Annotated in this window: 24 protein-coding genes; 14 read left to right on the forward strand and 10 right to left on the reverse strand. The window is 63.6% G+C overall.

The features are described 5' to 3' along the window. The first annotated feature begins 183 nt into the window (after positions 1-183). The 9 genes from F3J20_RS19090 to F3J20_RS19130 all read left to right on the forward strand — a co-directional run bounded on the left by F3J20_RS19090 (position 184) and on the right by F3J20_RS19130 (position 11,293). Positions 184-1,935, forward strand: coding sequence for an IlvD/Edd family dehydratase (locus F3J20_RS19090; protein WP_167284211.1), 1,752 nt, complete (start codon positions 184-186; stop codon positions 1,933-1,935). A gap of 145 nt (positions 1,936-2,080) precedes the next feature. After that, entirely contained in the window at positions 2,081-3,421 is a 1,341-nt protein-coding gene (locus tag F3J20_RS19095; RefSeq protein WP_167284212.1) for an MFS transporter, read from the forward strand. Positions 3,422-3,461: 40 nt separating this feature from the next. Beyond that, the gene (locus tag F3J20_RS19100) at positions 3,462-4,391 is read left to right on the forward strand and encodes a dihydrodipicolinate synthase family protein (RefSeq protein ID WP_167284213.1); all 930 of its coding nucleotides are present in this window, start codon (positions 3,462-3,464) and stop codon (positions 4,389-4,391) included. A 50-nt stretch (positions 4,392-4,441) separates the two neighbouring features. Next, the gene (locus F3J20_RS19105; protein WP_167284214.1) at positions 4,442-5,371 is read left to right on the forward strand and encodes a Gfo/Idh/MocA family oxidoreductase; all 930 of its coding nucleotides are present in this window, start codon (positions 4,442-4,444) and stop codon (positions 5,369-5,371) included. A gap of 164 nt (positions 5,372-5,535) precedes the next feature. Beyond that, entirely contained in the window at positions 5,536-7,050 is a 1,515-nt protein-coding gene (locus tag F3J20_RS19110; RefSeq protein WP_167284215.1) for a sugar ABC transporter ATP-binding protein, read from the forward strand. Next, complete coding sequence (locus F3J20_RS19115) at positions 7,047-8,087, forward strand: ABC transporter permease (RefSeq protein ID WP_167048869.1); 1,041 nt, start codon at positions 7,047-7,049, stop codon at positions 8,085-8,087. Before F3J20_RS19110 ends, F3J20_RS19115 begins: the two co-directional genes overlap by 4 nt. Next, entirely contained in the window at positions 8,084-9,163 is a 1,080-nt protein-coding gene (yjfF, locus tag F3J20_RS19120; protein WP_167048867.1) for a galactofuranose ABC transporter, permease protein YjfF, read from the forward strand. Before F3J20_RS19115 ends, yjfF begins: the two co-directional genes overlap by 4 nt. 44 nt (positions 9,164-9,207) lie before the next feature. Then, positions 9,208-10,203: an aldose 1-epimerase gene (locus F3J20_RS19125; protein WP_167284216.1), complete on the forward strand. Its 996-nt coding sequence runs from the start codon at positions 9,208-9,210 to the stop codon at positions 10,201-10,203. A gap of 28 nt (positions 10,204-10,231) precedes the next feature. Further along, a complete protein-coding gene (locus tag F3J20_RS19130; protein WP_167284217.1) occupies positions 10,232-11,293 on the forward strand; it encodes an aldose epimerase family protein in 1,062 nt (353 codons plus the stop codon). 137 nt (positions 11,294-11,430) lie between these two features. Here F3J20_RS19130 and F3J20_RS19135 read toward each other — a convergent pair whose 3' ends face one another. Continuing rightward, positions 11,431-12,426, reverse strand: a complete 996-nt coding sequence (locus F3J20_RS19135) for an aldo/keto reductase (RefSeq protein ID WP_167284218.1) — start codon at positions 12,424-12,426, stop codon at positions 11,431-11,433. Positions 12,427-12,708: 282 nt separating this feature from the next. Between F3J20_RS19135 and F3J20_RS19140 the strand changes: the two genes are divergently transcribed. Further along, positions 12,709-13,578: a hypothetical protein gene (locus F3J20_RS19140; RefSeq protein WP_167284219.1), complete on the forward strand. Its 870-nt coding sequence runs from the start codon at positions 12,709-12,711 to the stop codon at positions 13,576-13,578. A 190-nt stretch (positions 13,579-13,768) separates the two neighbouring features. Here F3J20_RS19140 and F3J20_RS19145 read toward each other — a convergent pair whose 3' ends face one another. The 3 genes from F3J20_RS19145 to F3J20_RS19155 all read right to left on the reverse strand — a co-directional run bounded on the left by F3J20_RS19145 (position 13,769) and on the right by F3J20_RS19155 (position 14,963). Beyond that, complete coding sequence (locus F3J20_RS19145; protein WP_240162834.1) at positions 13,769-14,212, reverse strand: ABC transporter substrate-binding protein; 444 nt, start codon at positions 14,210-14,212, stop codon at positions 13,769-13,771. 155 nt (positions 14,213-14,367) lie between these two features. Next, entirely contained in the window at positions 14,368-14,649 is a 282-nt protein-coding gene (locus F3J20_RS19150; RefSeq protein ID WP_167048857.1) for a hypothetical protein, read from the reverse strand. Then, positions 14,649-14,963: a hypothetical protein gene (locus F3J20_RS19155; RefSeq protein ID WP_167284220.1), complete on the reverse strand. Its 315-nt coding sequence runs from the start codon at positions 14,961-14,963 to the stop codon at positions 14,649-14,651. Before F3J20_RS19155 ends, F3J20_RS19150 begins: the two co-directional genes overlap by 1 nt. A gap of 513 nt (positions 14,964-15,476) precedes the next feature. On the opposite strand from F3J20_RS19155, the gene F3J20_RS19160 reads away from it, so the two are divergent. Continuing rightward, complete coding sequence (locus F3J20_RS19160) at positions 15,477-16,196, forward strand: ribonuclease activity regulator RraA (RefSeq protein WP_167039369.1); 720 nt, start codon at positions 15,477-15,479, stop codon at positions 16,194-16,196. 24 nt (positions 16,197-16,220) lie between these two features. Here the strand turns inward: F3J20_RS19160 and F3J20_RS19165 are convergent, their stop codons facing one another. After that, complete coding sequence (locus F3J20_RS19165) at positions 16,221-17,780, reverse strand: methyl-accepting chemotaxis protein (RefSeq protein ID WP_167284221.1); 1,560 nt, start codon at positions 17,778-17,780, stop codon at positions 16,221-16,223. 301 nt (positions 17,781-18,081) lie between these two features. Between F3J20_RS19165 and F3J20_RS19170 the strand changes: the two genes are divergently transcribed. The 3 genes from F3J20_RS19170 (at position 18,082) to F3J20_RS19180 (ending at position 21,625) form a co-directional block, all read left to right on the forward strand. Continuing rightward, on the forward strand, positions 18,082-19,338 hold the full coding sequence (locus tag F3J20_RS19170) for an MFS transporter (RefSeq protein WP_167284222.1): 1,257 nt from the start codon (positions 18,082-18,084) through the stop codon (positions 19,336-19,338). 440 nt (positions 19,339-19,778) lie between these two features. Beyond that, positions 19,779-20,435 (forward strand): peroxiredoxin, encoded by a 657-nt coding sequence (locus F3J20_RS19175; RefSeq protein WP_167039375.1) that lies wholly within the window; start codon positions 19,779-19,781, stop codon positions 20,433-20,435. Positions 20,436-20,554: 119 nt separating this feature from the next. After that, positions 20,555-21,625 (forward strand): MBL fold metallo-hydrolase, encoded by a 1,071-nt coding sequence (locus tag F3J20_RS19180; RefSeq protein ID WP_167284223.1) that lies wholly within the window; start codon positions 20,555-20,557, stop codon positions 21,623-21,625. Positions 21,626-21,709: 84 nt separating this feature from the next. Here the strand turns inward: F3J20_RS19180 and gph are convergent, their stop codons facing one another. The 5 genes from gph to F3J20_RS19205 all read right to left on the reverse strand — a co-directional run. Further along, a complete protein-coding gene (gene gph / locus F3J20_RS19185) occupies positions 21,710-22,414 on the reverse strand; it encodes a phosphoglycolate phosphatase (RefSeq protein ID WP_240162835.1) in 705 nt (234 codons plus the stop codon). Continuing rightward, positions 22,411-23,220 (reverse strand): HAD family hydrolase, encoded by an 810-nt coding sequence (locus F3J20_RS19190; RefSeq protein WP_167284224.1) that lies wholly within the window; start codon positions 23,218-23,220, stop codon positions 22,411-22,413. Before F3J20_RS19190 ends, gph begins: the two co-directional genes overlap by 4 nt. Positions 23,221-23,341: 121 nt before the next feature. Then, positions 23,342-23,764, reverse strand: coding sequence for a biopolymer transporter ExbD (locus tag F3J20_RS19195; protein ID WP_167039383.1), 423 nt, complete (start codon positions 23,762-23,764; stop codon positions 23,342-23,344). Further along, positions 23,755-24,516, reverse strand: coding sequence for a MotA/TolQ/ExbB proton channel family protein (locus tag F3J20_RS19200; protein WP_167284225.1), 762 nt, complete (start codon positions 24,514-24,516; stop codon positions 23,755-23,757). The genes F3J20_RS19195 and F3J20_RS19200 overlap by 10 nt, the downstream gene beginning before the upstream one ends. Before the next feature lie 62 nt (positions 24,517-24,578). Continuing rightward, on the reverse strand, positions 24,579-24,957 hold a 379-nt coding region (locus tag F3J20_RS19205; protein ID WP_167284226.1), incomplete at its 5' end, for an energy transducer TonB.

Here is a 24,957-nt window from a genome sequence, read left to right on the forward strand (position 1 = left end):
CGCCTTAATGTGCCGATCATCGGGGGTGTAGCAGGCGGAAATCGTGGGCCCGCGGGGTTTCCCATGGCCTTAGGTGTTTATACCAATGCCGGTTTTGATATGGGAAAGAGCGAATATTTCATTAGAAGGATATCGCGTTTATCCCTAGACTAAGCCGAACATTGAATCCCACACCACGCACCCATGTCGGCAACCAAACCCAAACTACGCTCCCAACAGTGGTTCGGCACCACGGATAAAAACGGCTTCATGTATCGAAGCTGGATGAAGAACCAGGGCATTCCCGAGCACGAATTCGACGGCAGGCCGATCGTCGGCATCTGCAATACGTGGTCGGAGCTGACGCCCTGCAACTCGCATTTCCGCAAGCTCGCCGAACACGTGAAGCGCGGCATCTACGAGGCGGGCGGCTTTCCGGTCGAATTCCCGGTGTTCTCGAACGGCGAATCGAACCTGCGCCCCTCGGCCATGCTCACGCGCAATCTCGCCGCGATGGACGTGGAAGAGGCGATTCGCGGCAACCCGATCGACGCCGTCGTGCTGCTGTGCGGCTGCGACAAGACCACGCCCGCGCTGCTGATGGGCGCGGCGAGCGTGGACGTGCCGGCCATCGTCGTGACGGGCGGCCCGATGCTGAACGGCAAGCTCGAAGGCCAGGACATCGGCTCGGGCACGGCGGTGTGGCGGCTGCACGAATCGCTGAAGGCGGGCGAGATCGACCTGCATCATTTCCTCGCGGCCGAAGCGGGCATGTCGCGCTCGGCGGGCACCTGCAACACGATGGGCACGGCCTCGACGATGGCCTGCATGGCCGAATCGCTCGGCGTTTCGCTGCCGCACAACGCCGCGATTCCCGCCGTCGATGCGCGCCGCTACGTGCTCGCGCATATGTCGGGCATCCGCATCGTGCAGATGGCGCTCGAAGACCTGACGCTCTCGAAGATCCTCACGCGCGAAGCGTTCGAGAACGCGATTCGCACCAATGCGGCGATCGGCGGCTCGACCAATGCGGTGATCCACCTGAAGGCGATCGCGGGCCGCATCGGCGTGCATCTCGAACTCGAAGACTGGCAGCGCATTGGCCGCAATACGCCGACCATCGTCGATCTTCAGCCTTCTGGCCGCTTCCTGATGGAAGAGTTCTATTACGCGGGCGGCCTGCCGGCGGTGCTGCGCCGGCTCGGCGAAGCGAACCTGCTGCCGCATCCGGGCGCGTTGACGGTCAACGGCAAATCCCTCTGGGATAACGTGCGCGAAGCGCCCAACTACAACGACGAGGTGATTCGCCAGATCGACAATCCGCTTATCGCGGACGGCGGCATCTGCATCCTGCGCGGCAATCTCGCGCCGCGCGGCGCGGTGTTGAAGCCGTCGGCGGCTACCCCCGAGCTTTTGAAGCATCGCGGCCGTGCCGTCGTATTCGAGAACTTCGACCACTACAAGGCGACGATCGGCGACGAATCGCTCGACGTCGACAAGGACTCGATTCTCGTGATGAAGAACTGCGGTCCGCGCGGCTACCCCGGCATGGCCGAGGTCGGCAACATGGGCTTGCCGCCCAAGCTGCTGCGCCAGGGCGTGAAGGACATGGTGCGGATTTCCGATGCACGCATGAGCGGCACGGCCTACGGCACGGTGGTGCTGCACGTCGCGCCCGAAGCGGCGGCCGGTGGACCGCTGGCGGCGGTGCGCAACGGCGACTGGATCGAACTGGACTGCGAAGCGGGGCGCCTGCATCTCGACATCAGCGACGAAGAACTGAAGCGCCGCTTGAGCGACGTCGATCCCGCCGCCGCGCCCGGCGTGGCGGAGCAACTGGGCAAGGGCGGTTACGCGCGCCTCTATGTCGATCACGTGCTGCAAGCCGATGAGGGCTGCGATCTCGACTTTCTCGTCGGCAAGCGTGGGTCGGCTGTGCCGCGCCACTCGCATTGACGGATTTAAAAAACTAATCAGGGCGATCCGGCTCGCCGGCTGACGCCCGCTCGATGGCCGTGCGCGACGCGGCCATCCGCGTGCCCGACGCGCCAGCCGGCGGCGCGGCACGACGTCGGCTGGCGAGCGCAATCAAGGAGACAGTATGACGAACGCGTTGCAATCCGGTGAGGCGGTCGCGCCGGCGGCCGCTGAAAGCGGAGAGGAAAAGCAGATCGTCGGCCATATCGCGCGCCGGCTCGTGCCGTTTCTCGCGCTGATCTACGTGGTCGCGTATGTCGATCGCACGGTGGTCGGCTTCGCGAAGCTGCATATGAACGCGGCCGTGGGCCTGTCCGATGCCGCCTATGGACTCGGCGCGGGCCTCTTCTTTATCGGCTATTTCCTCTGCGAAGTGCCGAGCAATCTCGCGCTCGCGCGCTTCGGCGCGCGCGTATGGTTCGCGCGAATTCTCTTCACGTGGGGCGTGATCACGATGGCGATGGCGCTCGTGAGCGGCCCGACCAGTTTCTATGCGCTGCGCTTTCTGTTGGGCGCGGCCGAGGCCGGGCTCTATCCCGGCATTCTGTATTTCCTCACACACTGGTTTCCGATGCGCCACCGCGCGCGCGTGATCGGTCTGCTGGTACTCGCTCAGCCCATCGCGGGCATCGTTACCGGCCCGATCGCCGGCGCGCTGCTCGAAACGCACGGCTTTCTCGGCATGTCGAACTGGCAGACGCTGTTCGTCGTGAGCGGCTTGCCGGCCGTGCTGCTGTGCATTCCCACGCTGCGTCTGTTGCCGGAGTCGCCCGCGCACGCGCATTGGCTCGGCGAAACCGAGCGCCGCTGGATCGAGCGCGAGCTTGCCGCCGACCAGCGCGCCTACCAGCTCGACACGCATCGCAATCCGTTCAGTGCGCTCAAGGATCACCGCGTGCTGCTGCTCGCGCTGCTGTTCCTGCCGTTTCCGCTGTGCATCTATGGTTTGTCGCTCTGGTTGCCGACCATCATCAAGGCGTTCGGCGTGAGCGATTCGACGGCGGGCCTGCTTTCCGCCGTGCCGTATCTGTTCGCGGTGGTGGGGCTGCTCGTCGTGCCGCGTCATTCGGACAGGCATCGCGAACGCTACGGCCATATCGTCGTGGTCTCTGCCGCCGCGGCGCTGACGATGGCCGCAAGCGCATGGTTCCGCGCGCCGGCGCTGCAACTGCTGTTTATCTGCCTGACCGCTTTCTCGATCTATTCGATTCAGGCCGTGGTCTGGGCGCTGCCCGGCGAGTTTCTGACGGGCGCGAGCGCGGCCGTCGGGATCGCGACGATCAATTCGCTTGCCAATCTCGGCGGCTATTTCGGCCCCTATGGCATCGGGCTCATCAAGGACGCAACGGGCAGCCTCGCGGCCGGCCTATACTTTCTCGCGGCCACGCTCGTGTTCGCGGTGCTCGTGACGTTTGCCGTGCGCGCGGCGTTGCACACGCCGCCGCGTGCCGCGAGCGGGTCGTGAAAGCGTGGACGCTGATTCTTTCTCAAGCAGGACTGACGATATGACTACGAGCCGTATGCCCCGTTATCAGGGCATTTTCCCCGTCGTGCCGACAACCTTTACCGAAACCGGCGAACTCGATTTGCGCAGCCAGAAGCGCGCCGTCGACTTCATGATCGACGCGGGCTCGGACGGGTTGTGCATTCTCGCGAATTTCTCGGAGCAGTTCTCGCTCTCGGACGACGAGCGCGAGATCATCACGCGCAGCGTGCTCGAACACGTGGCGGGCCGCGTGCCCGTGATCGTCACGACCACGCACTATGGCACGAACGTGGCCGCCGCGCGCAGCAGGCGCGCGCAGGAGCAGGGCGCGGCGATGGTCATGCTGATGCCGCCGTATCACGGCGCGACCTTTCGCGTGCCCGAGCCGCAGATTTACGACTTCTACGCGCGCGTGTCCGACGCGATCGACATTCCGATCATGATCCAGGACGCGCCCGCGAGCGGCACGGTGCTGAGCGCCGCGTTCCTCGCGCGCATGGCGCGCGAGATCGAGCAGGTCTCGTACTTCAAGATCGAAACGCCGGGCGCGGCGAACAAACTGCGCGAACTCATCAGGCTCGCGGGCGAGGCGGCCGAAGGACCATGGGACGGCGAAGAGGGCATCACGCTGCTCGCGGACCTCAACGCGGGCGCAACCGGTTCGATGACGGGCGGCGGCTTTCCGGACGGCATTCGCCCGATTATCGAAGCGCATCGCCAGGGCCGCACCGACGAAGCCTTCGCGCTCTATCAGAAGTGGCTCCCGCTGATCAATCACGAAAACCGCCAGGCGGGTCTGCTCGCCTGCAAGTCGCTGATGAAGGAAGGCGGCGTGATCGACTGCGAACTGCCGCGTCATCCGCTACCCTCGATGCATCCCGAGACGCGCAAGGAACTGGTCGATATCGCTCGCCGGCTCGACCCGCTCGTGCTGCGCTGGGCGAAATAGCCCGGTAGCGATCCAGTTCCAGTCAGAATAACAAGGTGACGGAGACACTCATGAATGCGTCGTACAAGCTGGGTATCGTCGGCGTCGGCAAGATCGCGCGCGACCAGCACCTGCCCGCCATCGCCGGCAATGCGGGCTTCGAGCTCGTGGCCAGCGCGAGCCGCAATGCGCAGGTGGAGCGCGTGCGCAACTACACCGATATCGGCGCGCTGCTGGCCGCCGAGCCCGACCTCGACGCCGTCTCGCTCTGCGCGCCACCCCAGGTGCGTTATGCGCAGGCGCGCGCCGTGCTCGAAGCAGGCAAGCATGTGATGCTCGAAAAGCCGCCGGGCGCGAGCGTGAGCGAAGTCGAGGCATTGCGCGAGCTGGCGCAAAAACGCGGCCGCACGCTGTTCGCCACCTGGCATTCGCGCTGTGCGAGCGCCGTCGAACCGGCGCGCGCGTGGCTCGCCGGGCGAACGCTTCGCGCCGTGCACGTGCGCTGGAAGGAAGACGTGCGCCGCTGGCATCCGGGCCAGCAATGGATCTGGGAGCCGGGCGGGCTCGGCGTGTTCGATCCGGGCATCAACGCGCTCTCGATCGTCACGCGCATCTTGCCGCGCGAGGTGCTGCTGCGCGGCGCGACGCTGCTTGTGCCGAGCGACTGCTCGACGCCGATCGCCGCCGAACTCGATTGCATCGATACCGACGGCGTGCCGGTGCGCGCCGAATTCGACTGGCGCCACGGCCCTGTCGAGCAATGGGAAATCGATGTCGAAACCACCGACGGTCTGCTCTCGATCGCGGCGGGCGGCAAGCGCCTGGCCATTGCGGGCGAGCCGGTCGAGCTCGAAGCCGAGCGCGAATACGCGGCGCTCTACGAGCGCTTTCACGAGCTTATCGCGCAGGGCATCGACGACGTGGACGTGCGTCCGTTGCGCCTCGTCGCCGACGCGTTCCTGCTCGGCAGGCACGTCGAGGTCGAGGCCTTCGGTCACTGAACGCTTGCCGTGCGCTACCATGCGGTGCGGCCGATTCCGGTGCGGCAAGCGCGGTCCGAGTTAACTGCGACGGCGCGCATGAAGCGCCCGGGTGATTCACTACGGTTCCCTAACCATTTCGGCGCGGCCTTGCGCGGGTCTCGCGAAGATTATTCGAGAAGATCATGAGCGACCTACCCATTCTCGAAATGACCGGCATCGACAAGACGTTCCCGGGCGTCAAGGCGTTGCAGCAGGTCGATTTCCGGCTATTCCCCGGTGAGATTCACACGCTGATGGGCCAGAACGGCGCGGGAAAATCCACGCTCATCAATGTGCTGACGGGCGTGTTTCCGCATGATCTCGGCGAGATTCGCCTTGGTGGGCGGCCGGTCCGCTTCGCCGCGCCGCTCGAAGCCGAAGCGGCCGGCATCCAGACGCTCTACCAGGAAGTGAATCTTTGTCCGAACCTGTCGGTGGCCGAAAACATCTTTGCCGGCCGGCATCCGAAGAAGCGCGGAACGATCGACTGGAAGGCGATCAATACCAAAGCGCGCGAGGCCCTGGCCGCGCTGGATCTGTTCGTCGACGTTACGCGTTCGCTGGACTCCTATCCGATTGCGGTTCAGCAGATGGTGGCGATTGCGCGCGCCGTGTCGGTTGACGCGAGCGTGCTGATTCTCGACGAACCCACTTCGAGTCTCGACGACGGCGAAGTCGCGCGGCTTTTCGCCGTGCTGCGCCGCTTGAGGGAAGCGGGCATGGCGATTCTGTTCGTGACGCACTTTCTCGAACAGACCTATGCGGTATCGGACCGCATTACCGTGATGCGCAATGGCACGCGCGAAGGCGAGTATCTGGCCAAAGACTTGCCCGTCGACGTACTGGTGGCCAAGATGACCGGCCGCGAAGGCGCGAACGAGGCGCTCAAGGCCGATGCGTCGGACGCTGCACGTTCGGCGAGCGCGGCTGCGCCTTTCCTTTCCATGCAGGGAGTAGGGCGGCGCGGGCTGATGAGTCCCGTCGATCTCGACGTATGCCCCGGCCAGATCGTCGGCCTTGCGGGACTGCTCGGCTCGGGCCGCACCGAGACCGCGCGGCTGGTGTTCGGCGCCGAACGCGCGGACACCGGAACGATACGGATCGACGGGCACAGCGTGAAGCTCGCTTCGCCGCGCGACGCGGTGCGCCACGGCATCGCCTGTTGTCCCGAGGACCGCAAGAAGGAAGGCATCGTCGCCGCATTGTCGATCCGGGAGAACATCATCCTGGCATTGCAGGCGCGACGCGGCTGGTGGCGTCTGCTGAGCTACGCCCGCCAGCGGAAAATGGCCGAGCAGTACATCGCGCAACTCGGCATCAAGGCACACGACGCCGAGCAGCCGATCGGGCTGCTGTCGGGCGGCAATCAGCAGAAAGTACTGCTGGCGCGCTGGCTTGCCACGGAGCCCAAACTCCTGATTCTGGACGAGCCGACACGCGGCATCGACGTGGCCGCGAAGTTCGAGATCATGGACCGCGTGCGCTCGCTGTGCGCGAAAGGCCTCGCGATTCTGTTCATCTCCTCTGAAATGAGCGAAGTGGTGCGCGTCAGCCACAAGATCGCCGTTTTGCGCGACCGGCGCAAGGTCGCCGAGATTGCCGGCGAACATCTTTCGGAGGACCAGGTGTATCAACTCATTGCAGGAGGTCAGTCATGAAACGGCTCCACGCGCTGGCGCGGCATCAGTTGCTCTGGCCCGCCCTCACGCTGATCCTGCTGATTCTTCTCGACGTTGCGCATCGCGCGAGTTTCCTTTCCCTGACGATTCTCGACGGCCATCTTTTCGGCGCACCGATCGATATCCTCAATCGTGCCGCCCCGCTCGTGATCGTCTCGCTCGGCATGACGCTGGTCATCGCGACGCGCGGCATCGACATCTCGGTCGGGGCGACGGTGGCGATGGCCGGCGCGGCCGCCGCGGTCATTCTCGAAGCGGACCCGTCGCGCGTCGGCATGGCGCTTGGCGCGGCGCTCGCCGTCGGGCTGCTGGCCGGGATGTGGAACGGCCTGCTGGTCGCGTTCGTCGGCATGCAGCCGATCATCGCCACGCTCATCCTGATGGTGGCCGGGCGAGGCGTGGCGCAACTGCTGACCGGCGGGCAAATCATTCCCATCGGCGCGGAAGGCTACCTCAGGCTCGGCGACGGCTATCTGGCGATGGTGCCGTGCTCGGTCTGGATCGCGCTCGTCGTCAGCGTGGTGCTCACGCTGCTCGTGAACCGCACGGCGCTCGGACTTTTCGTGCGCGCCATCGGCATCAACCCCGTTGCAACGCGGCTGGTCGGGCTGCGCTCCAGCGCGATCGTGTTCGGCGTGTATGTGATCTGCGGGTTGATGGCGGCGGTGGCCGGGATCATCATCAGCTCGAACGTGCGGAGTGCTGATGGAAACAATGCCGGGTTGCTGCTCGAACTCGATGCGATCCTGGCCGTGACGCTCGGCGGCACGTCGCTGCTGGGCGGGCGCTTCAGCCTGGGCGGCACGGTGCTCGGGGCCCTGATTATCCAGACGCTGACGTATACGACCTATTCGATCGGCGTGCCGCCCGAGGCCACGCTCGTCGTCAAGGCGGTCGTGGTGATCGTGGTCAGCGTGATCCAGTCGGAAGCCGCGCGGGCGATGCTGCTCAAACCAATGAAGAATCTTTTTTCCCCGGCGCGCCAGCGCGCATCCACCGGAACGAGCACATCATGAGAAAGTTGACTGGCCGGCTGGCCGATCCGAGAACCTTGCCCATCGTCGCCACGATCGTGCTGTTCGTCGCGCTGTTCGGCTTTGGCTCCGTCATGTACACCGGATTCTTTTCGATGCAGGTACTCACGGGCCTGCTCGTCGACAACGCGTTCCTGCTCGTCGTGGCTATCGGCATGACGTTCGTGATCCTGTCGGGGGGCATCGACCTGTCGGTCGGCGCGGTGGTCGCGTTGACCACGATACTGTGCGCGGTGGGCGCGGAGTGGCTGCATTGGCCCATCTGGATCGTCGTGCCGATCGTGCTCGTATTCGGCACGCTGTATGGCGCGGCGATGGGAGTGCTGATTCACTTCTTCCGTCTGCAGCCGTTCATCATCACACTGGCCGGGATGTTTCTTGCGCGCGGCGCGTGCTTTCTGATTACGACACAGTCCATCACGATCAACGAGCCGACTTTCCATGCGGTTGCGTCATTGAGCCTGCCGCTGGGCGGCGGTTCCCTGAATGCGGGGGCGCTGATCGGCATCGCGGCGCTCGTCGTCGCGATTTTTATCGCGCACTTTACGCGCTTCGGGCGCAACGTCTATGCGATCGGCGGCAATGAGCGTTCCGCGTTGCTGATGGGCTTGCCGGTCGCGCGAACGAAGATCGCCGTCTATGCGTTGAGCGGTTTCTGCGCGGCGCTCGGCGGCGTGATCTTTACGCTGTACGTGCTCTCGGGCTACGGGCTTCAGGCGCAGGGCATGGAACTCGACGCTATTGCCGCGACGGTGATCGGCGGAACGCTATTGACGGGGGGCGTCGGCTACGTCATCGGTTCGCTTTTCGGCGTCGGCATTCTCGGCACGATTCAGACGCTGATTACTTTCGACGGAACGCTGAGTTCGTGGTGGACGCGCATTGTCATCGGCGCACTGCTCTGCGTGTTCTGCCTTCTGCAACGGATGATCGAGCGACAGGCGGGACGCCGCCGCACGGGCGGCGCCGGTCTGGGGCCCCGCTCGAAAGAGCCGTCGAACGGCGGGCAGCGCAGGCCGGAGCAGCATGGCGGCGGCGATCCTGTCACGATGGTCTGAGCGTTTCCGGTTGCCATCCAGTCTGTCTGATCGGGGAGAGGAACGTGCTCGATACATGGGAAGCGGATTTACGAGAACCTGTCTTCGTGAAGGCCGCGAGACTCGGTGGCCCCGATTGCGGCGCAGCGGAGAGGATGCACCGGCAAACGATGCTTTCGAACGCTTATCTGCGGCTCGGCATCGAGGCAGGGATGCACGGCGGCATCACGCAACTGGACTGGCATGACCGGGGCATCTGGACACCCGTTTTTCGACGGGCGGAACGATCGGGTCATATGCCGATTGCTCGTGGGCTATCGTGTCAGCCGTTGATTCGGATAACGAAGCCGGGAAAGGTACTCGGGGCTGCGAGGAAGTCGTCGGGGGGGCGGCTGACCGGTGTCGGACGACCGTTTCCGCTTGCCTACGTCGTGCTCGCGGATGACTGGAACGTCGAATCCGCCGACGAGCGAACCGCCCGTCTCAAAACTGAAGTTGCCGGTTCCTGTCGGGCGATCCAGACCTACGAGCTTGATGGGCCGACATTGGCCATCACCGTGGAACTCGAGAATTGCGGCCGTGCGCCGCTACAGTGCGGAATCGATATCAGGCCTGTCCTGACGCGGGATCTCGATACGCGCATTAGTGCACCAGCAGGCGGAATCTGGCTGGCCGGAGAAAGCGGCCATGCGCCGAGGCTCGTGCCGACGCCGGTGGCCTGGCAGTTCGGAGTGACGCACCATTTGCCGGCGACAAAGATCGATCACACGTTTACTCGCTGGGGCGGGAGAGCGCTGGTTGAATGGCCCGCGCGCCAGTTTTCTCTCGCGATCGTGGGCAATACGGACTGTTATCGGCTTCGCGCGCATCCTCAGGAAGATTCGTTTTCGTTTCAGGTGGTCAATGACCAGTCGGAACACAATTGCATTCAGGACGGCGATAACGTGTGCGGGCTGACGGTTCTCGGCGCGGGAAAGACGCTGACGCGCCGGGTCAGTTTCACGGTCGAACGTCTTGCGTCCTTGACCCGGACCACGCGCCCGTCATACGCGTCGTTGTGAGATAAATGGGCAAAAAAGCGGGAAAAACATGAACAAGGCTGCCTTCTGGGGAACACTCCCCGATGGACGAAACGTGCGAACATATCTTCTTGCAAATTCGCAGGGAGGTTGTGTACGGATCAGCGAACTTGGCGCGGCGCTCGTATCGTGGCTCACGCCGGACAGGACCGGCCGATGCGCGGAGATCCTGCTCGGGCACGATACGCCGGCGGAGTACCTGGCCGCGGGTGCTTATATGGGCGCGCTCGTGGGCCGTTGGGCTAACAGGATCGCAGGTGCCAGATTCGCACTTGACGATATCGACTACAGGCTCACGCCAAACGAAGGGCCGAACCTGCTGCATGGTGGTGCCGGCGGGTTTCACGCCAGGTTGTGGATGGCCGAATACGAGGGGCAATCCCTGGTCATGCGGCTGGAATCGCGTGAGGGAGAAGAAGGTTTTCCGGGAAACGTGCAGGTCGAGGTGCGTTATACGTTGAGTGAAGATCACGCACTGACTATCGAATACACCGCCCATACCGATCGCGCGACTCCGTTGAACCTGACCAGTCATCCGTATTTCAATCTGTCGGGGCGGCATGATGGCGATATTCGCAATCATCGCCTGACCATAGATTCCGGTGAGTACTTTGAAATTGACGAGGAACTGATTCCGCAACGGCGTGCATTCGTGGAAGGCAGTCCGTTCGACTTTCGCGAGGGCGCGACGATCGGTTCGCGGCTGGACGTGTCGAATCGGCAACTGGAACTCGCCTACGGTTTTGACCATTGCTATGTGCTTGATCGCGCGGGGAACGAGCAAGCGGACTGGACCCGCAAACCGCGTACCGTGGCGAAGGTGGTCGAACCCGAAAGCGGGCGTGTGCTTTCGGTCGAGACTGACCAGCCAGGGCTGCAGTTCTATAGCGGAAACCGGCTCGAAGGAGTACGAGGGAGAGACGGCTCGACATACAGGCGGAATTCCGGACTTTGCCTCGAAGCCGGCGGCTTTCCGAATCAGATCAATATGCCCGATCGTGAGAGCATGATTGTGACGCGCGAGAAGCCTTATAGGCAGGTCACGGTCTATCGCGCTGGCGTGATGGAGTAGGGCGCGCAAATTGGCACCGGAGACATAACGAGTGGGGCGGCTTGCGACTGCATGCAGCGAATGCGAGAAGTCTCGGTGCAGGAAGTCAACCTGCCGCCCACTTTGGCCACGCGAAACCCTGTCGCGTGTTCGGCGCTTTACCAGCGATGGTGAACATGAGGCGCAATATGGCGCTCGTAGACTTCCCGCGCACGTCGCATGGCCTCTTCGGACAGTGAAGCGAGGCTTGCCGTCGAGACATTCGACGCCGCCTGAGCTGCGTTCTTGCTGCCCGGAATAATGACCGAGACGGCCTCTTCCATGAGAATCCAGCGCAGAGCCAGTTGTGCCATCGATGCCTCTACCGGTACGAGGCCGCGCAGTTCGTCGACCGCTTTCAACGCGACGTCATAGGGTACGCCGGAGAACGTTTCGCCAACGTCGAACGCCTCGCCATGGCGATTGAAGGCGCGATGGTCGTCGGGCGCGAAAACGGAATCGGCGGACATCTTGCCTGTGAGCATGCCGCTCGCGAGCGGTACTCGCGCAATGACCGCGATGTTCTTCTTTTGTGCCTGATCGAAGAACAGACCGGCGGGACGTTGACGGAACATGTTGTAGATAATCTGCACCGAAACCACATTGGGATATTCGATCGCCTTCAGTGCTTCTTCCACTTTTTCGACCGACACGCCGTAGAAGCGGATCTTGCCGGCAGCGACGAAGCTCTCCATCGCGTCGAACACTTCGGGGCGGTAATAGACTTCGGTCGGCGGGCAATGCAATTGCACGAGGTCGAGCGTGTCGACGCCGAGATTCGACAGACTCCGGTCGATAAAGCCTTCGAGCGCCTGCTTGTTCATATAGCCGCTGGTCACGTGCGGGTCGAGCCGGCGGCCGAGCTTGGTGGCGACGATGGGACGTTCGCCACCCCGCTGCCGCAATACGTCGCGAATGATTCGTTCCGAGCGGCCGTCGCCGTAGACGTCGGCGGTGTCGATGAAATTGACGCCGTTATCGAGAGAGGCGTTGAGCGCGGCCTTGGCATCGTCTTCCGCGACATCGCCCCACGAGCCGCCGATCGCCCATGCCCCAAAACCGATTTCCGACACGTCCCAGCCCGTGCGGCCGAATTTTCTTTTCGAAAGCGTCATTGAAGTACTTGTCCTCTATTTATGAAGTGACGTCGCAGGCGTTGCAATTGCCTTTGCATAAAGGTCGCCGTTCTCTTCGTAGTGTAACAGGCAGAGCGATAGATACGGAGTGACTGAATATCTGACTGGCATGAATTGAAATGAGCCTGGAAATAGGCCTTGATTTTGCGTAGTGAATATCTTGAGCCATTCGCAAAAGAATTATCTGTCCACTTCATAACTTGGTCACCTGAAATCTCTAATTTCATTCGTGCTGTACTCCTTCAACTAATGAGAGCCTGAATGACAAAGATCAAGTGGAATCATGCAGCAGCCCTCGCACTCTTCGCGGCGTCCCAGGTCGCCCACGCCGGCGCACCGAGCGTCGGCAGCCGCGAATACAAGGTACTGCTTATGCCGTCCGCATTCGACAGTTCTCCCGTCGATACCGCCAACCGCTTTCTGACCGACCTGCAGGCGAGCCTCGCGGCCAATGGTTTCGACAGCACCGTGAAGAAGAGCTTCAAGGCCGACCACGACCGCACCGTGCTGTACTACGATTCGCCGGGCACCTGCGTCGTCAGGCAGACCGGCTATTCGATGCGTGAGCGCGACGAAAGCGGCGATCGCAAGATCGAGTTGAAGTTCGGTTCGCCGAACGAAACCACGTCGGCCAATACCGATGTCACCGGCAGTTCGTCGAAGGCAAGCAGCAAGCTCGAAGACGACATCACGCCGCCGTCGAACGAAACCTTCTCGCATTCCACGAGCGAGCCGCTTTCGGATTCGAAGAACATCAACCACCTCAGCGATATCAACGATCTGTTCCCGACTACGCACGCGTTCGACAGCATCAGTTCGCAGCTGCTTGTGCCGGTGAGCGGTCTGTCGATCCATGAACTGACCTTCGATGGGCCCACCAGCGATATCGGTCAGGAAGATGCCGACTTCACGATGACCGTTTGGTATGCGAATGGCTCGACCACGCCGGCACTTGCGGAAATTTCGTTCGAAGTCGACGTGAGCGACAAGGGTGTGTTTACCGACAAGGTCACTGCGCGCTCGCAGCTGATCTTCAACACGATTCAGGGCATGACGAACTGGGTGCAGTCGCCGAGTTCGACGAAAACGGCCTGGGTCTACAAGTACCAGCCGAGCTTCTGTAGCCAGTAACGTTCGTGGCGGCACCGCGCTGGCGTATTGCGATAGCCGGTGCGGTGCGATTCAGAGGTGGATACGGAGGTCGTCGCAGAGGCGCAGTGGTGCAGAGACGGATCAATGCAGCGTATCGAGCCGTCGCGTCCAGAGCGACGCAAACGCTACGTCCGACGCGTGGCGGGACGCTGCGCGAGCACGCCGGCCATCAGTGTTCGCCGAACAGTGCGTTAAAACGCGAGAGCACTTCGGTTCGCGATTTCGTGTTGCCGCCGCCATCCTGCGGCAACAGCTTGAGGTCTTTCAGACGCGGGCGCGGCGTGTCGATGTCGTCGCGCGCGTCCGCCTGCGCATGCGACGATTTGAGGATCATCATCGGACGCGGCGCGATCACGGTGCCGCTGCTCGGGAAGATCACTTTCACCGATTCGCCGTTGGCCGCCGCACCGTAGGCGATATAGTCGACCGCGCCGAACACCGCGGATTTCGCGCCCTGCAGAACCGGGTTGATCGCCTGCGCGTTCGGCCCGAGCATGACCATGCCGTTCTTGTGCAGATTGTCGAACAGCGTCCATGCGGCTTCGCCGAGACGCGCCTGCAAGCCGCCGCCGAGGTTTTCGTTGCTGGTGATGCCCCAGCAGGGGCCGGACATGTCGCCCGACGCCATGCGCGTGATGCTATGGGTTTGTCCGTTCGACAACGATGCGTGGGTGAGGTATTCGAGTCCGCTATCGAGAATGCCGTAGAGCGTGACCGAGGAACCGGAGATGGCTGCCGTTTTGCTGGCGTGTGCGCAGGCATCGAGAATTACGTGGCTGGCGGTTTGTCGCTATCGCTTGCATTCGTTGTGATGGCGAGGTGGCTTTGCAGCGAGGGATAGCGTCCAGCTAAAGTCAGAAGGATCGTTGCACCAAGCTTGCGCGCAAACTCATCGTCGAGCGTGTATCCGAAATCCGCGATTGGAACATCGAAGCTGGTGCTTTTCGCCATTGCGCTGGTGATCGCGCTTTGCGCGACGTGATGATGGGAGATCGTTTGTGTTTCTTCGTCGTGGAGAGTGATGATGCATGTTGGGCGTTTGGGTTGCATTAAGAGCCTCTGCATTGGGTCTTTTTCGATGGATCACGATGCGACCAATTGACTGGCGCTTCGGTAGATATCTGCAAGCGCGATCGCAATTCCGGATTAGGCCCGGCAAGAGCCATGATGGCCATGCCACCTAGCTTGCGTGCGTCGTCGTCGGTGAAGGGGGCTGAGGAATGTTCGGGCGCGTCCGGCGGTACTGTAATAGCCATGACGCGGTTGATCGCGGTCTGCACAAATGGACGTGGAACGACGCAAAATTTCACCTGACCTGTTTGCTCGTCGTAGAAAGTGATGAAAGCGGTTTGCCGGTCAATCATTGATAACCTCGACAGTTCTGGCAGTTTTGAATTGCACGATCAGCGAGCAAACCTGTCATGTCGTCGAATCGCGTATTACAAAAGAATGAATCGCTGAAGCCGTTGCGAATGCCGTAGTACTCCCTGGCAGGCGCAGCAACATGCCGTGTGCGAGTTAGCGCATTTCGCAACATCGTGGAAAACTGTCAACAAAAGCCGGTAGAGGTCAGTTGAGCGAGTCCGGCATTTCCGCCTTGGGGTTTTCGCCAGGTCGTTTGTAGTCAGGCAGCAGCCTGTTTCAATCGACGAGAGCAGGAGTGCCTTGATCGGCAACGTCTGTGAGGGACGAGGCCGTCATCGGAATACGCTCGGGAGTGACTGCGCGTCATCGAACGCGGTATGGTACAGGCGCCGGTTCTTCCCGGACTCGGCACCACGCTGACGCAACGGTGCGAGAATCGGCCTGAATCACCGCATCCGCTCGCATCGAACCGCATCCACTCGCATTCAACTTTCACAAAAGAGGCAACCGATATGTCGATTCTGACCGCCGCATTGCGCCAGCAACTGGAAAAGATCAGCACCGCCACGCTCGCAACCGCGCTCTACAAGCGCGGCTTTCGCCAGCAGGTGATTCAGGGTGTCACTCCGCTCGCGCGGCTCGACAGGAGCATGGTGGGCGAGGCGTTCACGCTTCGCTATATCCCGGCGCGCGAGGACCGCAACGGGCTGGAAGTTTTCCGCAACCCCGAGCATCCGCAGCGCAAGGCCGTCGAGACGTGCCCCGCGGGCGCGGTCCTCGTGATGGACAGCCGTAACGATCCGCGCGCGGCGTCGGCCGGCGGCATTCTCGTGACGCGGCTCATGAAGCGCGGCGTGGCGGGCGTGGTGACCGATGGCGGTTTCCGCGACGCCGACGATATTGCGCGCGTCGGCATGCCCGCGTTCCACACGCGTCCGTCGGCACCGACTAATCTGACCTTGCACGAAGCGCTCGATATCGACGTGCCGATCGGTTGCGGCGGCGCGCCCGTGTTTCCTGGCGATGTCATCGTCGGCGACAACGACGGCGTGATCGTCATTCCCGCGCATCTGGTGGAAGAGATCGCGGCGGAAGCCACCGAGATGACCGCATTCGAGGACTTCGTGATGGAGCAGGTGAAGGCGGGCGAAACCATCGTCGGTCTCTATCCGGCGACGAAACAGGAAACGCTCGACAGGTTCGCGGCATGGCGCAGCCGTAACGGTCGCTGAGCCCGTACGGAAACCGCGGCGAACTCAGACTTTCGCCACCGGCGCGATACGGAAGACACTCACCACATCCGACATACGCGCGGCCTGCTCCTCGAGCGAAACCGCCGCGGCAGCCGCTTCCTCGACGAGCGCCGCGTTCTGCTGCGTGACTTCGTCCATCTGCGTGACGGCCCGGTTGACCTGCTCGATGCCGTCGCTTTGTTCTTCGGAGGCCACCGCGATCTCGGACATGATGTCGGTCACGCGCCGCACCGCGTTGTTGATTTCGTTCATCGTGTGGCCGGCGCGGCCGACGAGTTCCGTGCCGTTGCCGACGCGCTCGACCGATTCGTTGATGAGCGCCTTGATTTCCTTGGCGGCCGTCGCGCTGCGTTGGGCGAGCGTGCGAACCTCGCCCGCGACGACGGCGAAGCCACGTCCCTGTTCGCCCGCGCGAGCCGCCTCGACGGCGGCGTTCAGCGCGAGGATATTGGTCTGGAACGCAATGCCTTCGATCACGCCGATGATGTCGGCGATCTGCTTCGAACTGCCATTGATGCCGTCCATCGTTTCGATCACCTGCAAGACCACCGCGCTGCCTTCGTGCGCGACCGATGAGGCGGTGCGTGCGAGTTCGGTCGCCTGACGCGCGTTGTCCGCGTTCTGGCGCACGGTCGATGTCAGTTGCTCCATGCTCGACGCGGTTTCTTCGAGCGACGCGGCCTGTTCTTCCGTGCGTTGCGAGAGGTCGGTGTTGCCGGCCGAAATCTGCGCCGTTGCCGTCGCGATGGACTGCGTGCCGTGACGCACGGTGGCGAGCGTGGTCGTGAGTTTCTGCTGCATGCCCTTGAGGCCATCCATGAGCTGGCCCATTTCGTCGCGGGAACGAACCTCGACGTGCTGCGTGAGGTCGCCCGACGAAATCGCGCGGAAATGCGCGAGCGCTTCGTCGAGCGGGCGCGCGATCGCCGCGCGCAGGGTGTTCCATGCAAAAAACGCGAGGACGAGTCCCGCGAGCAGACCGATGCCGGTGATCGACATGATCAGATGAAAGCGCGCCTGTGCGCTTTCGTAAAGGGCTTTGGCCTGTTGTCCCTGCAGCTTTTGCAGCGACGAAATGCCTTCGGCAATGTCATTGAACGGCGGGGTCAACTGCCGGGCGACGATATCGCTGAGGGTCGCGGTGTCATGGGTGTCGATCGCGTTGAAGGTTCTGGCGAGAATTCCCGCCTCGAACGTCTTGCGCTTTCCGGTCAGATCGGTGGCGAGGCGTGCTTCCTCGCCGCTCGACGGCAGCGCGCGATACGCTTCCCATGCGGTGTCGGACTTGCTGAAGAAGCCGCGGGCGCGCTTGAGCAGATCGGCGACGTCGCTGCGCGTGGGCTCGACGGCAATCCGGTCGAGCACGAGCCGGCCGCGCGCATAGTTCACGCTGGCTTCCGACAGCGTGACCGACGACGCAAGTTGATTCGTGTACATCTGCTTCTGATCCGCATTGCTCATCCAGATGCCGACGGCGCCGAGTGCGGCCCCGATAATCAGCAAAGACGCCAGAAAACCCATGGCCAGCGCGAGTCGGGCGCGAATCGTCAAATTCTTCAGCATTGCAATTAGTTAGCTAAACGAAATGGATGTCGGATGCCGTGGAGTCAGGCACGGCGCACAACGATGTTTACGGCCATGCGGTTCGGATCTTGAATATTGTCTGGAAATATTTGCGATCGGGTCAAATTCGTGTCGGTCAAAAGTACGCGGCGCTTCGCGCTTCGTGACCGTGCCGTTCGCGCTTTGGCGGCTCGCACCGACATTGTTCAGCTACGCCAGCTAGTCTTTTCAGCAGACGATACTTTTTCCGGATCGAAACCCGGCTTAAAGTGTGGGCCTTCAATCTGGCATCAGTGTCCCCATGCATATCGATACACCCACTGCTTCTACCCGAGCTTCAACCCCAGCCTCCCTCGAAGGCGGTTCGACGTCCGCCGGTCAATGGCTATCCGTCATTGCCGTTGCCGTCAGCGCGTTCGCGTTCGTGACGGCCGAGTTTCTGCCGGTCGGCCTGCTGCCGCAAATCGCCCACGACCTGGGCGTGTCCACCGGCGTCGCAGGTCTCATGGTCACCACGCCCGGCGTGATGGCCGCGATATTCGCGCCGACCCTCATCGTCGGCGCCGGCCGCACGGACCGCCGCTACGTTTTCCTGCTGCTCACCGCGGTGCTGCTGATCGCGAACATCGTGTGCGCCATTGCGCCGAATTTCCCGGTCATGCTGGTGGGCCGCGCCTTGCTCGGCGCCGCGCTGGGCGGCTTCTGGACCCTGGCGACGGCGGCGGCCCCGCGACTCGTGCAGGCAAAAGACGCGGCCCGGGCGACCGCGACCATTCTGACCGGCGTCACCTTCGCGACGGTGATCGGCGTGCCGCTCGGCACGTTCATCGCGTCGTTCGCCTCGTGGCGCATGGCCTTCGCCGCCACCGCGGGTCTCGTGTCGCTCGCCTTGCTGGCGCAGGTGTTCCTCGTGCCAGCGTTGCCGTCGGCATCGGCGTTGCGTATCGCAGACTTCAAGACACTGCTCGGCCGCTCTCATATGCGGCTCAGCATGCTGATGGTCGCGCTCGTGTTCGGCGCGCATTTCTCGACCTACACCTACATCGCGCCGCTGCTGGAGCACGACTTCTCGTTGAGCGCCATCACGCTGCTGCTGTTCGGATTCGGCCTGATCGGCTTCTTCTCCAATGCGTTGATGTCGATGGCGGTGTCGGACCATCTCAAGAAGTCCGTTGCCGCGATGGTGTTGCTGCTGCTCGGCGCGATGTCGTCGATGCTGCTGCTCGAGCATTCGCCCATCGGCGAGACTGTGGGGATGCTGCTGTGGGGCATCGCATTCGGCGCACTTCCGCTGTGCTTCAGCGTATGGATTCAGCGCGGCACGACCGATTTGCCCGAAGCGGGCTCGGCCTTGTTCATCAGCGTGATCCAGGTGGCGATTGCGGCGGGTTCGGCGGTCGGGGGCACCATCGTCGACCGCGCGGGTGTGCACGCCGACTTCACGCTGGGGCTCGGACTCGCCTTGCTCGGCATGGTGACGCTGCAACGGCTTGCCGCGGCGGAACGGCCCGCGAGGGCGGCTTCGCTCGATTGCGCGTGCGACGCGTCGCCCGATTGACGCTCTTGATTGAGCGCTCGCCTGAAGCAACGCGCCTGAAGCAATCCGCCAGCAACCTGCCTGAAGCACCCCGGCCGCCAACCTCACGCATACGCCATCCCCGTAGCGCTTCCCCCTCCCGCGCGAAGTTCGAACGACGCAGCAATTTGCTGCGTCGTCGGTACACCGATGCCGGGCCGCATTCCCGACTATCATTCTGTCAAGACGAGGCCGCGTCGATTCGCTTGACAGGCGGGACCTCGTGGCTTCGCGCAGTTCTGTATTCGTCACTTATGAACATCGCCGAACATCGCACCGGCTCTTGCGGCCGGCGGCGAAGTTCGTCGATCATGAGCGTCTGGTGTTTTCCGCCGTTTTTTCGGGCCCGCGCTGGACCGTTGCAGATGCAGACCGGCCTGGCTCGAGTCTTCCTCTCAACCCTTACTTCACAGGACGGCAATATGTCACTTCGTATCAATGACGTCGCGCCCAACTTCACCGCGCGCACCACGCAGGGCACCATCGATTTCCATACGTGGATTGGAGACCAGTGGGCCATTCTGTTCTCGCATCCGAAGGACTTCACGCCGGTGTGCACCACCGAGCTGGGCTACATGGCGAAGATCGAACCCGAGTTCGAGCGGCGCAATGCCAAGCTGATCGGCCTGTCGGTCGACCCGGTCGAAGACCACGCAAGATGGGCCGCCGACATCGAGGAAACCCAGGGCGCCGCCGTCAAATATCCGATGATTGGCGACACCGATCTGGCGGTCGCCAAGCTCTACAACATGCTCCCGGCGGATGCCGGCGACACGAGCGAAGGGCGCACGGCCGCGACCAACGCCACCGTGCGCTCGGTGTTCGTGATCGGTCCGGACAAGCGGATCAAGCTGATGCTGACCTATCCGATGACCACCGGCCGCAACTTCGACGAAATCCTGCGCGTGCTCGACTCGATGCAGTTGACCGCGAAGTACAAGGTCGCCACGCCGGTCAACTGGAAGCAGGGCGAGGACGTCATCATCACGCCGGCGGTGAGCAACGAAGAGGCGCAGCAGAGCTTCCCCGGCTTCAAGACCATCAAGCCGTATCTGCGCACCACCAAACAGCCGGGCTGAAACGCGGGCACGGCGGCCCGCGCGATAACTCGTACGGTGACTCGCGCGGCCGCCGCAGTGCCCTCTATGCCCGACTCGCACGAAGGCCCGCCGCGCCTTCCCTGTTTCCGAGGTTCGCGATGATCTTTCGCCAGCTATTCGATCCCGTTTCGTCGACCTATACCTACCTGCTCGGCGACAGCGGCGAGGCACTGCTGATCGATCCGGTCTACGAGCAGGTGCCGCGCGACCTCGCACTGCTCGGCGAACTGGGCCTGCTCCTGCTCGCGACACTCGACACGCACGTTCACGCCGATCACGTGACCGGCGCGTGGCGTTTGCAGCAGCGTTGCGGCAGCCGGATCGCGCTCGCCGAGGCGGTCGAGGCCGAGGGCGTGAGCCGGCCGCTGCGGCACGGCGAGCGCATCGATTTCGGCACGCGTTATCTGAGCGTGCGCGCGACGCCCGGCCATACCAACGGTTGCCTGACCTATGTTCTGGACGACCGGAGCATGGCCTTTACCGGCGACAGTCTGCTGATTCGCGGCTGCGGCCGCACCGATTTCCAGCAGGGTAGCCCGCAGCAACTGTTCGCTTCGGTGCGCGAGCAGATCCTGACGCTGCCCGACGATTGCCTGCTGTATCCCGCGCACGACTATCGCGGCATTACCGTGACGAGCGTGGCCGAGGAGCGGCGCTTCAATCCGCGCCTCGGTGGCGACGTGGACCTCGGCGACTTCACCGGTCATATGAACAATCTGAATCTGCCGCATCCGAAGCTGATGGCCGTGGCGGTGCCCGCCAATCTGCGCTGCGGAAAACCGCAGGACGGCGCGGCGGCGATGGCGGCGGAAATGCCGGATTGGGCGCCGCTCACGCTGCGCTTTAGCGGCGTGTGGGAAATCGAGCCGATGGCGCTGCTCGAACACGGCGCGTCGTTCCAGATTGTCGACGTTCGCGAAGCGCCGGAATTCATCGATCGTCTCGGGCATTTGCCGGGCGCGAAGCTCGTGCCGCTGTCCCAGTTGACGGGCCGGCTCGACGAACTCGATCGCGAGCGGCCGGTCGTGGCGGTGTGCCGCTCGGGCGTTCGCTCGGCACAGGCCAGCGTGTTGCTGAGCAAGGCCGGTTTCGGCAAGGTCGCGAATCTCGCGGGCGGCATGCTGCGCTGGAAGATCGAGGGGCTGCCGGTGGCGTCGGATAGTGTCTGAAGCCGTGGCGCGCTTGCTCCGCAAGCACTCGCCGAGTCGCTGGAAAATAGCCACCGTATCGGGCTTGTGCTGCTGTTTGCGTGCTTATGCATGGTTAGCGGTCAACGGCCGCCGCGCGAGAAGCGCCGGCAACGCCTCGAACGAGTCGATCAGCGCATCGCCTTGCAACGCGCCGCTTTCGCGGTTGCCGCCGCGCCAACCATATCCGTAGCTGACGATAAACACCGGCAACCCGGCCGCGCGTGCCGCCGCGATATCGACGGAAGAATCGCCGACCAGCGCGCAACGTTGCGGATCGACGTCGAGCAGCCTGCATGCATGCCAAAGCGGTTGCGGCGACGGTTTCATGCTCGCGAGCGTATCGCCCGCGATCAGCACGTCCAGATAGGCGGCGAGTCCGCTCTTTTCCAGCAGCGGCGCCGCGAGCGCCTGCGGTTTGTTGGTCACGCAGGCGGCGCGATAACCGTGTTGGCGCAATTCGCGCAACCCCGTCATGACGCCGGGAAAGACGCGTCCCAACTGTCCGTTCGTCGCGGCATAGTGCCGCTCGAATACCGGCTGCGCGCGGTCGATGCCGACGCGCTCGTCGAGGCCCGCCGCGGCTAGCGAGCGGCGCACGAGATTGCGCACGCCATTGCCGATAAACGAGGTTACTGTGTCGAACGGCAGCGGCGCCGCACCGAATTCGTCGAGCATGCGGTTGACGGCGGCGACGATGTCCGGCGCGGTGTCGATCATCGTGCCGTCGAGGTCGAACAGCAGGGCTTTGCAATGGCTGTTCATCGTCATGGGGTTCCCGCATTGGTTGGGCTCGCGCCCGGCTGCGCATGCGGCGCGGCATGACGCAGCGCGTCGCCATGCCAGCGCCGCAGCGTCTCCAGATCCACCCAGCGATGCCGTTCGCCGCGCACCGGCTCGATGAGCGGCAGGCGCGCATCGCCGAGATGGGGCAGCACGGCCAGCGCGCCGTCGAAAGAGTGGTGCGCCGTGTACGCGGTCGGCGTGACGACGACCGGCACCTGCGCGGCGCGCGCCGCGAGCAGACCGTTGCCGGAGTCTTCGACGGCGAGACAAGCCGAGGGATCGAGACCGAGCTGTTCGAGCACGTAGCGATAGACGTCGGGCGCGGGCTTCTTCGCCGGCGTGGTCGCGCCGTCGCCGATGGCCGCGAAGCGCGTGCGCCAGGCCGCGCCGAAATGGCCCCGCAGCAGCGCGTCGAGGTTGGCCGGCGTCGTGGTCGTCGCGATCGCGACGCGCAGGCCGGCCGCGGCGGCTTCGTCGAGCAGGCGCGCGATGCCGGGGCGCAGCGGCAAGCCGTGGCGGCGCACCTGCTCGGTGTAGTGGAAGGTCTTGAGCGCGTGCAGCTTGTCGACGACCCGGGCGGCTTGCGCGCCCTCGGCTTCTGCGCCGTCGACCATGCGCCAGTAATGCCGCAGACGCTCCTTGCCGCCCGCCACTTCGAGCAGGCGAGCATAGAGCGCCTCGTCCCAGAACCAGTCGAGGCCCGCTTCCGCGAACGCGGCATTGAATGCGTGCAGATGAGCGGTTTCGGTGTCGGCAAGCGTGCCGTCGACGTCGAAGATAAGGGCTTGCATCGCGCGGCTCCGCTATCGTGATGCCTGTTCGGACCTCTACCACGATAGCGGAGCCGCCGGCCGATTTGAATTCAGAGATTCTTTCGCTGCCGATAAGCCGGTCCTTAAGTATGGGTCCGCGCTATTTGCGCCGCTGCGGATCGGTCACGAAGCCGAGCTTCGTCAAGCCGGCGCTCTGAGCGGCCGACATCACCTCGGCCACGCGCTCGTACGCGACCTTGCGATCGGCGCGCAAATGCAGCTCGGGCTGCGGCGTCGCCTGTGCGGCCTCGGCGATGCGCGCGCGCAGGCCGGCATCGGTGACGGGCTGGCCGTCCCACAGCAGCGAGCCGTCCGCCTGCACCGCGACGTCGACGTGCGCGGGCTTCAGCGCTTCGGGCTGGCTGCTCGCGTGCGGCAGGTCGATCCTGACCGCATGCTGCATCGCCGGAATCGTGACCAGAAAAATAATCAGTAGAACGAGCATCACGTCGACGAGCGGCGTCATGTTGATCTCGTTCATCAGACCTTGATCGTCGTCGTCGGAGAACGGGCTCATTGCCATTCGAGGTCTCCGTCGCGGCTCGCGTCGCCGTTGCGCGGCACGACGCGCATCGGCGGGCCCGCGCTCGACGGCAATTGCGCGCCGGTCACGAAGTAGGCGTGCAGGCCGTGCGCGAAACGCTTCAGGCGCGTGACGATCGCGCGGTTCGCGCGATTGAGCCCGTTGTAGCCGAGCACGGCGGGAATCGCCACGAACAGCCCGAACGCGGTCATGATCAGCGATTCGCCGACCGGTCCCGCGACGTGATCGATCGAGGTCTGCCCGGTCTCGCCGATCACGATCAGTGCATGGTAGATGCCCCACACCGTGCCGAACAGTCCGACAAAGGGCGCGGTGCTGCCGATCGAGGCGAGGATCGCGAGGCCGCTTTGCAGGCGCGCGACCGTGTCGTCCATGGTGTCCTGCAGGCCGCGCGTGATCCAGTCGGACACGTCGATACGGTCGTGCAGATGCTGCTGCGTCTGCCGATGATGCGTGGCCGCCTCGTGGCCCGCCAGCGCGAGCGCGAGCAGTGGGTTGTCATGCGCGTCCGCCTCGGGGTCGCCGAGACTGCGCAGGCCGTCGTCGAAGCGGTCCGCGCTCCAGAAGCGCGTGTCGCTCTGCCGCGTGATGCGCCGGATGCGCAGCACCTGCAGCAGCTTCATGATGATGACCGTCCACGACATGACCGACATCACGACCAGCACGCTCAGAATGAAGCGCGTGACGAGATCGCCGGTTTCCCAGACATTCGCGAGTCCGTAATGTTGCATGGCGGTTTTCCTGGCTCCCTGGCTGTGGTCCTTCGAGGCAACGGCGTCATGTGCTTAATCGGTCATTCGCTCAGCCCGAACACGAACGACTGCGAGTAGGCGGCGCGCAGCGGCGTGCCGTTTTCGAGGTAGGGCCGGCACGCGCCCGCGTGGACGGCGGCGAGCGCGGCCTCGTCGAGCCGCGCGGAGCCGCTGCTGCTTTGCAACTGCGCGGTTTCGATCCGGCCCGTGAGCCCGACGACGAAGCGCACGATCGCGGTGCCGTTCTCGCCGCGCCGCCTCGAAACGTCAGGATAATCGGGTTTGGGAATCGTGCAATCGATGTGCGAGACGTTTTTCGGCGCGCTCGTGGCGGGCATCGCGGGCGAGGGTGTCGCCGGCGCTTCGGTGGCGGCCTCGGCGGGCCGCGCGGGTGCGGGCGCGGGCGTGATCGCTGCGGCG

It is taken from the genome of Paraburkholderia sp. Cy-641, assembly GCF_011752945.1.
In the GTDB taxonomy this organism is placed as follows: Bacteria; Pseudomonadota; Gammaproteobacteria; order Burkholderiales; family Burkholderiaceae; genus Paraburkholderia.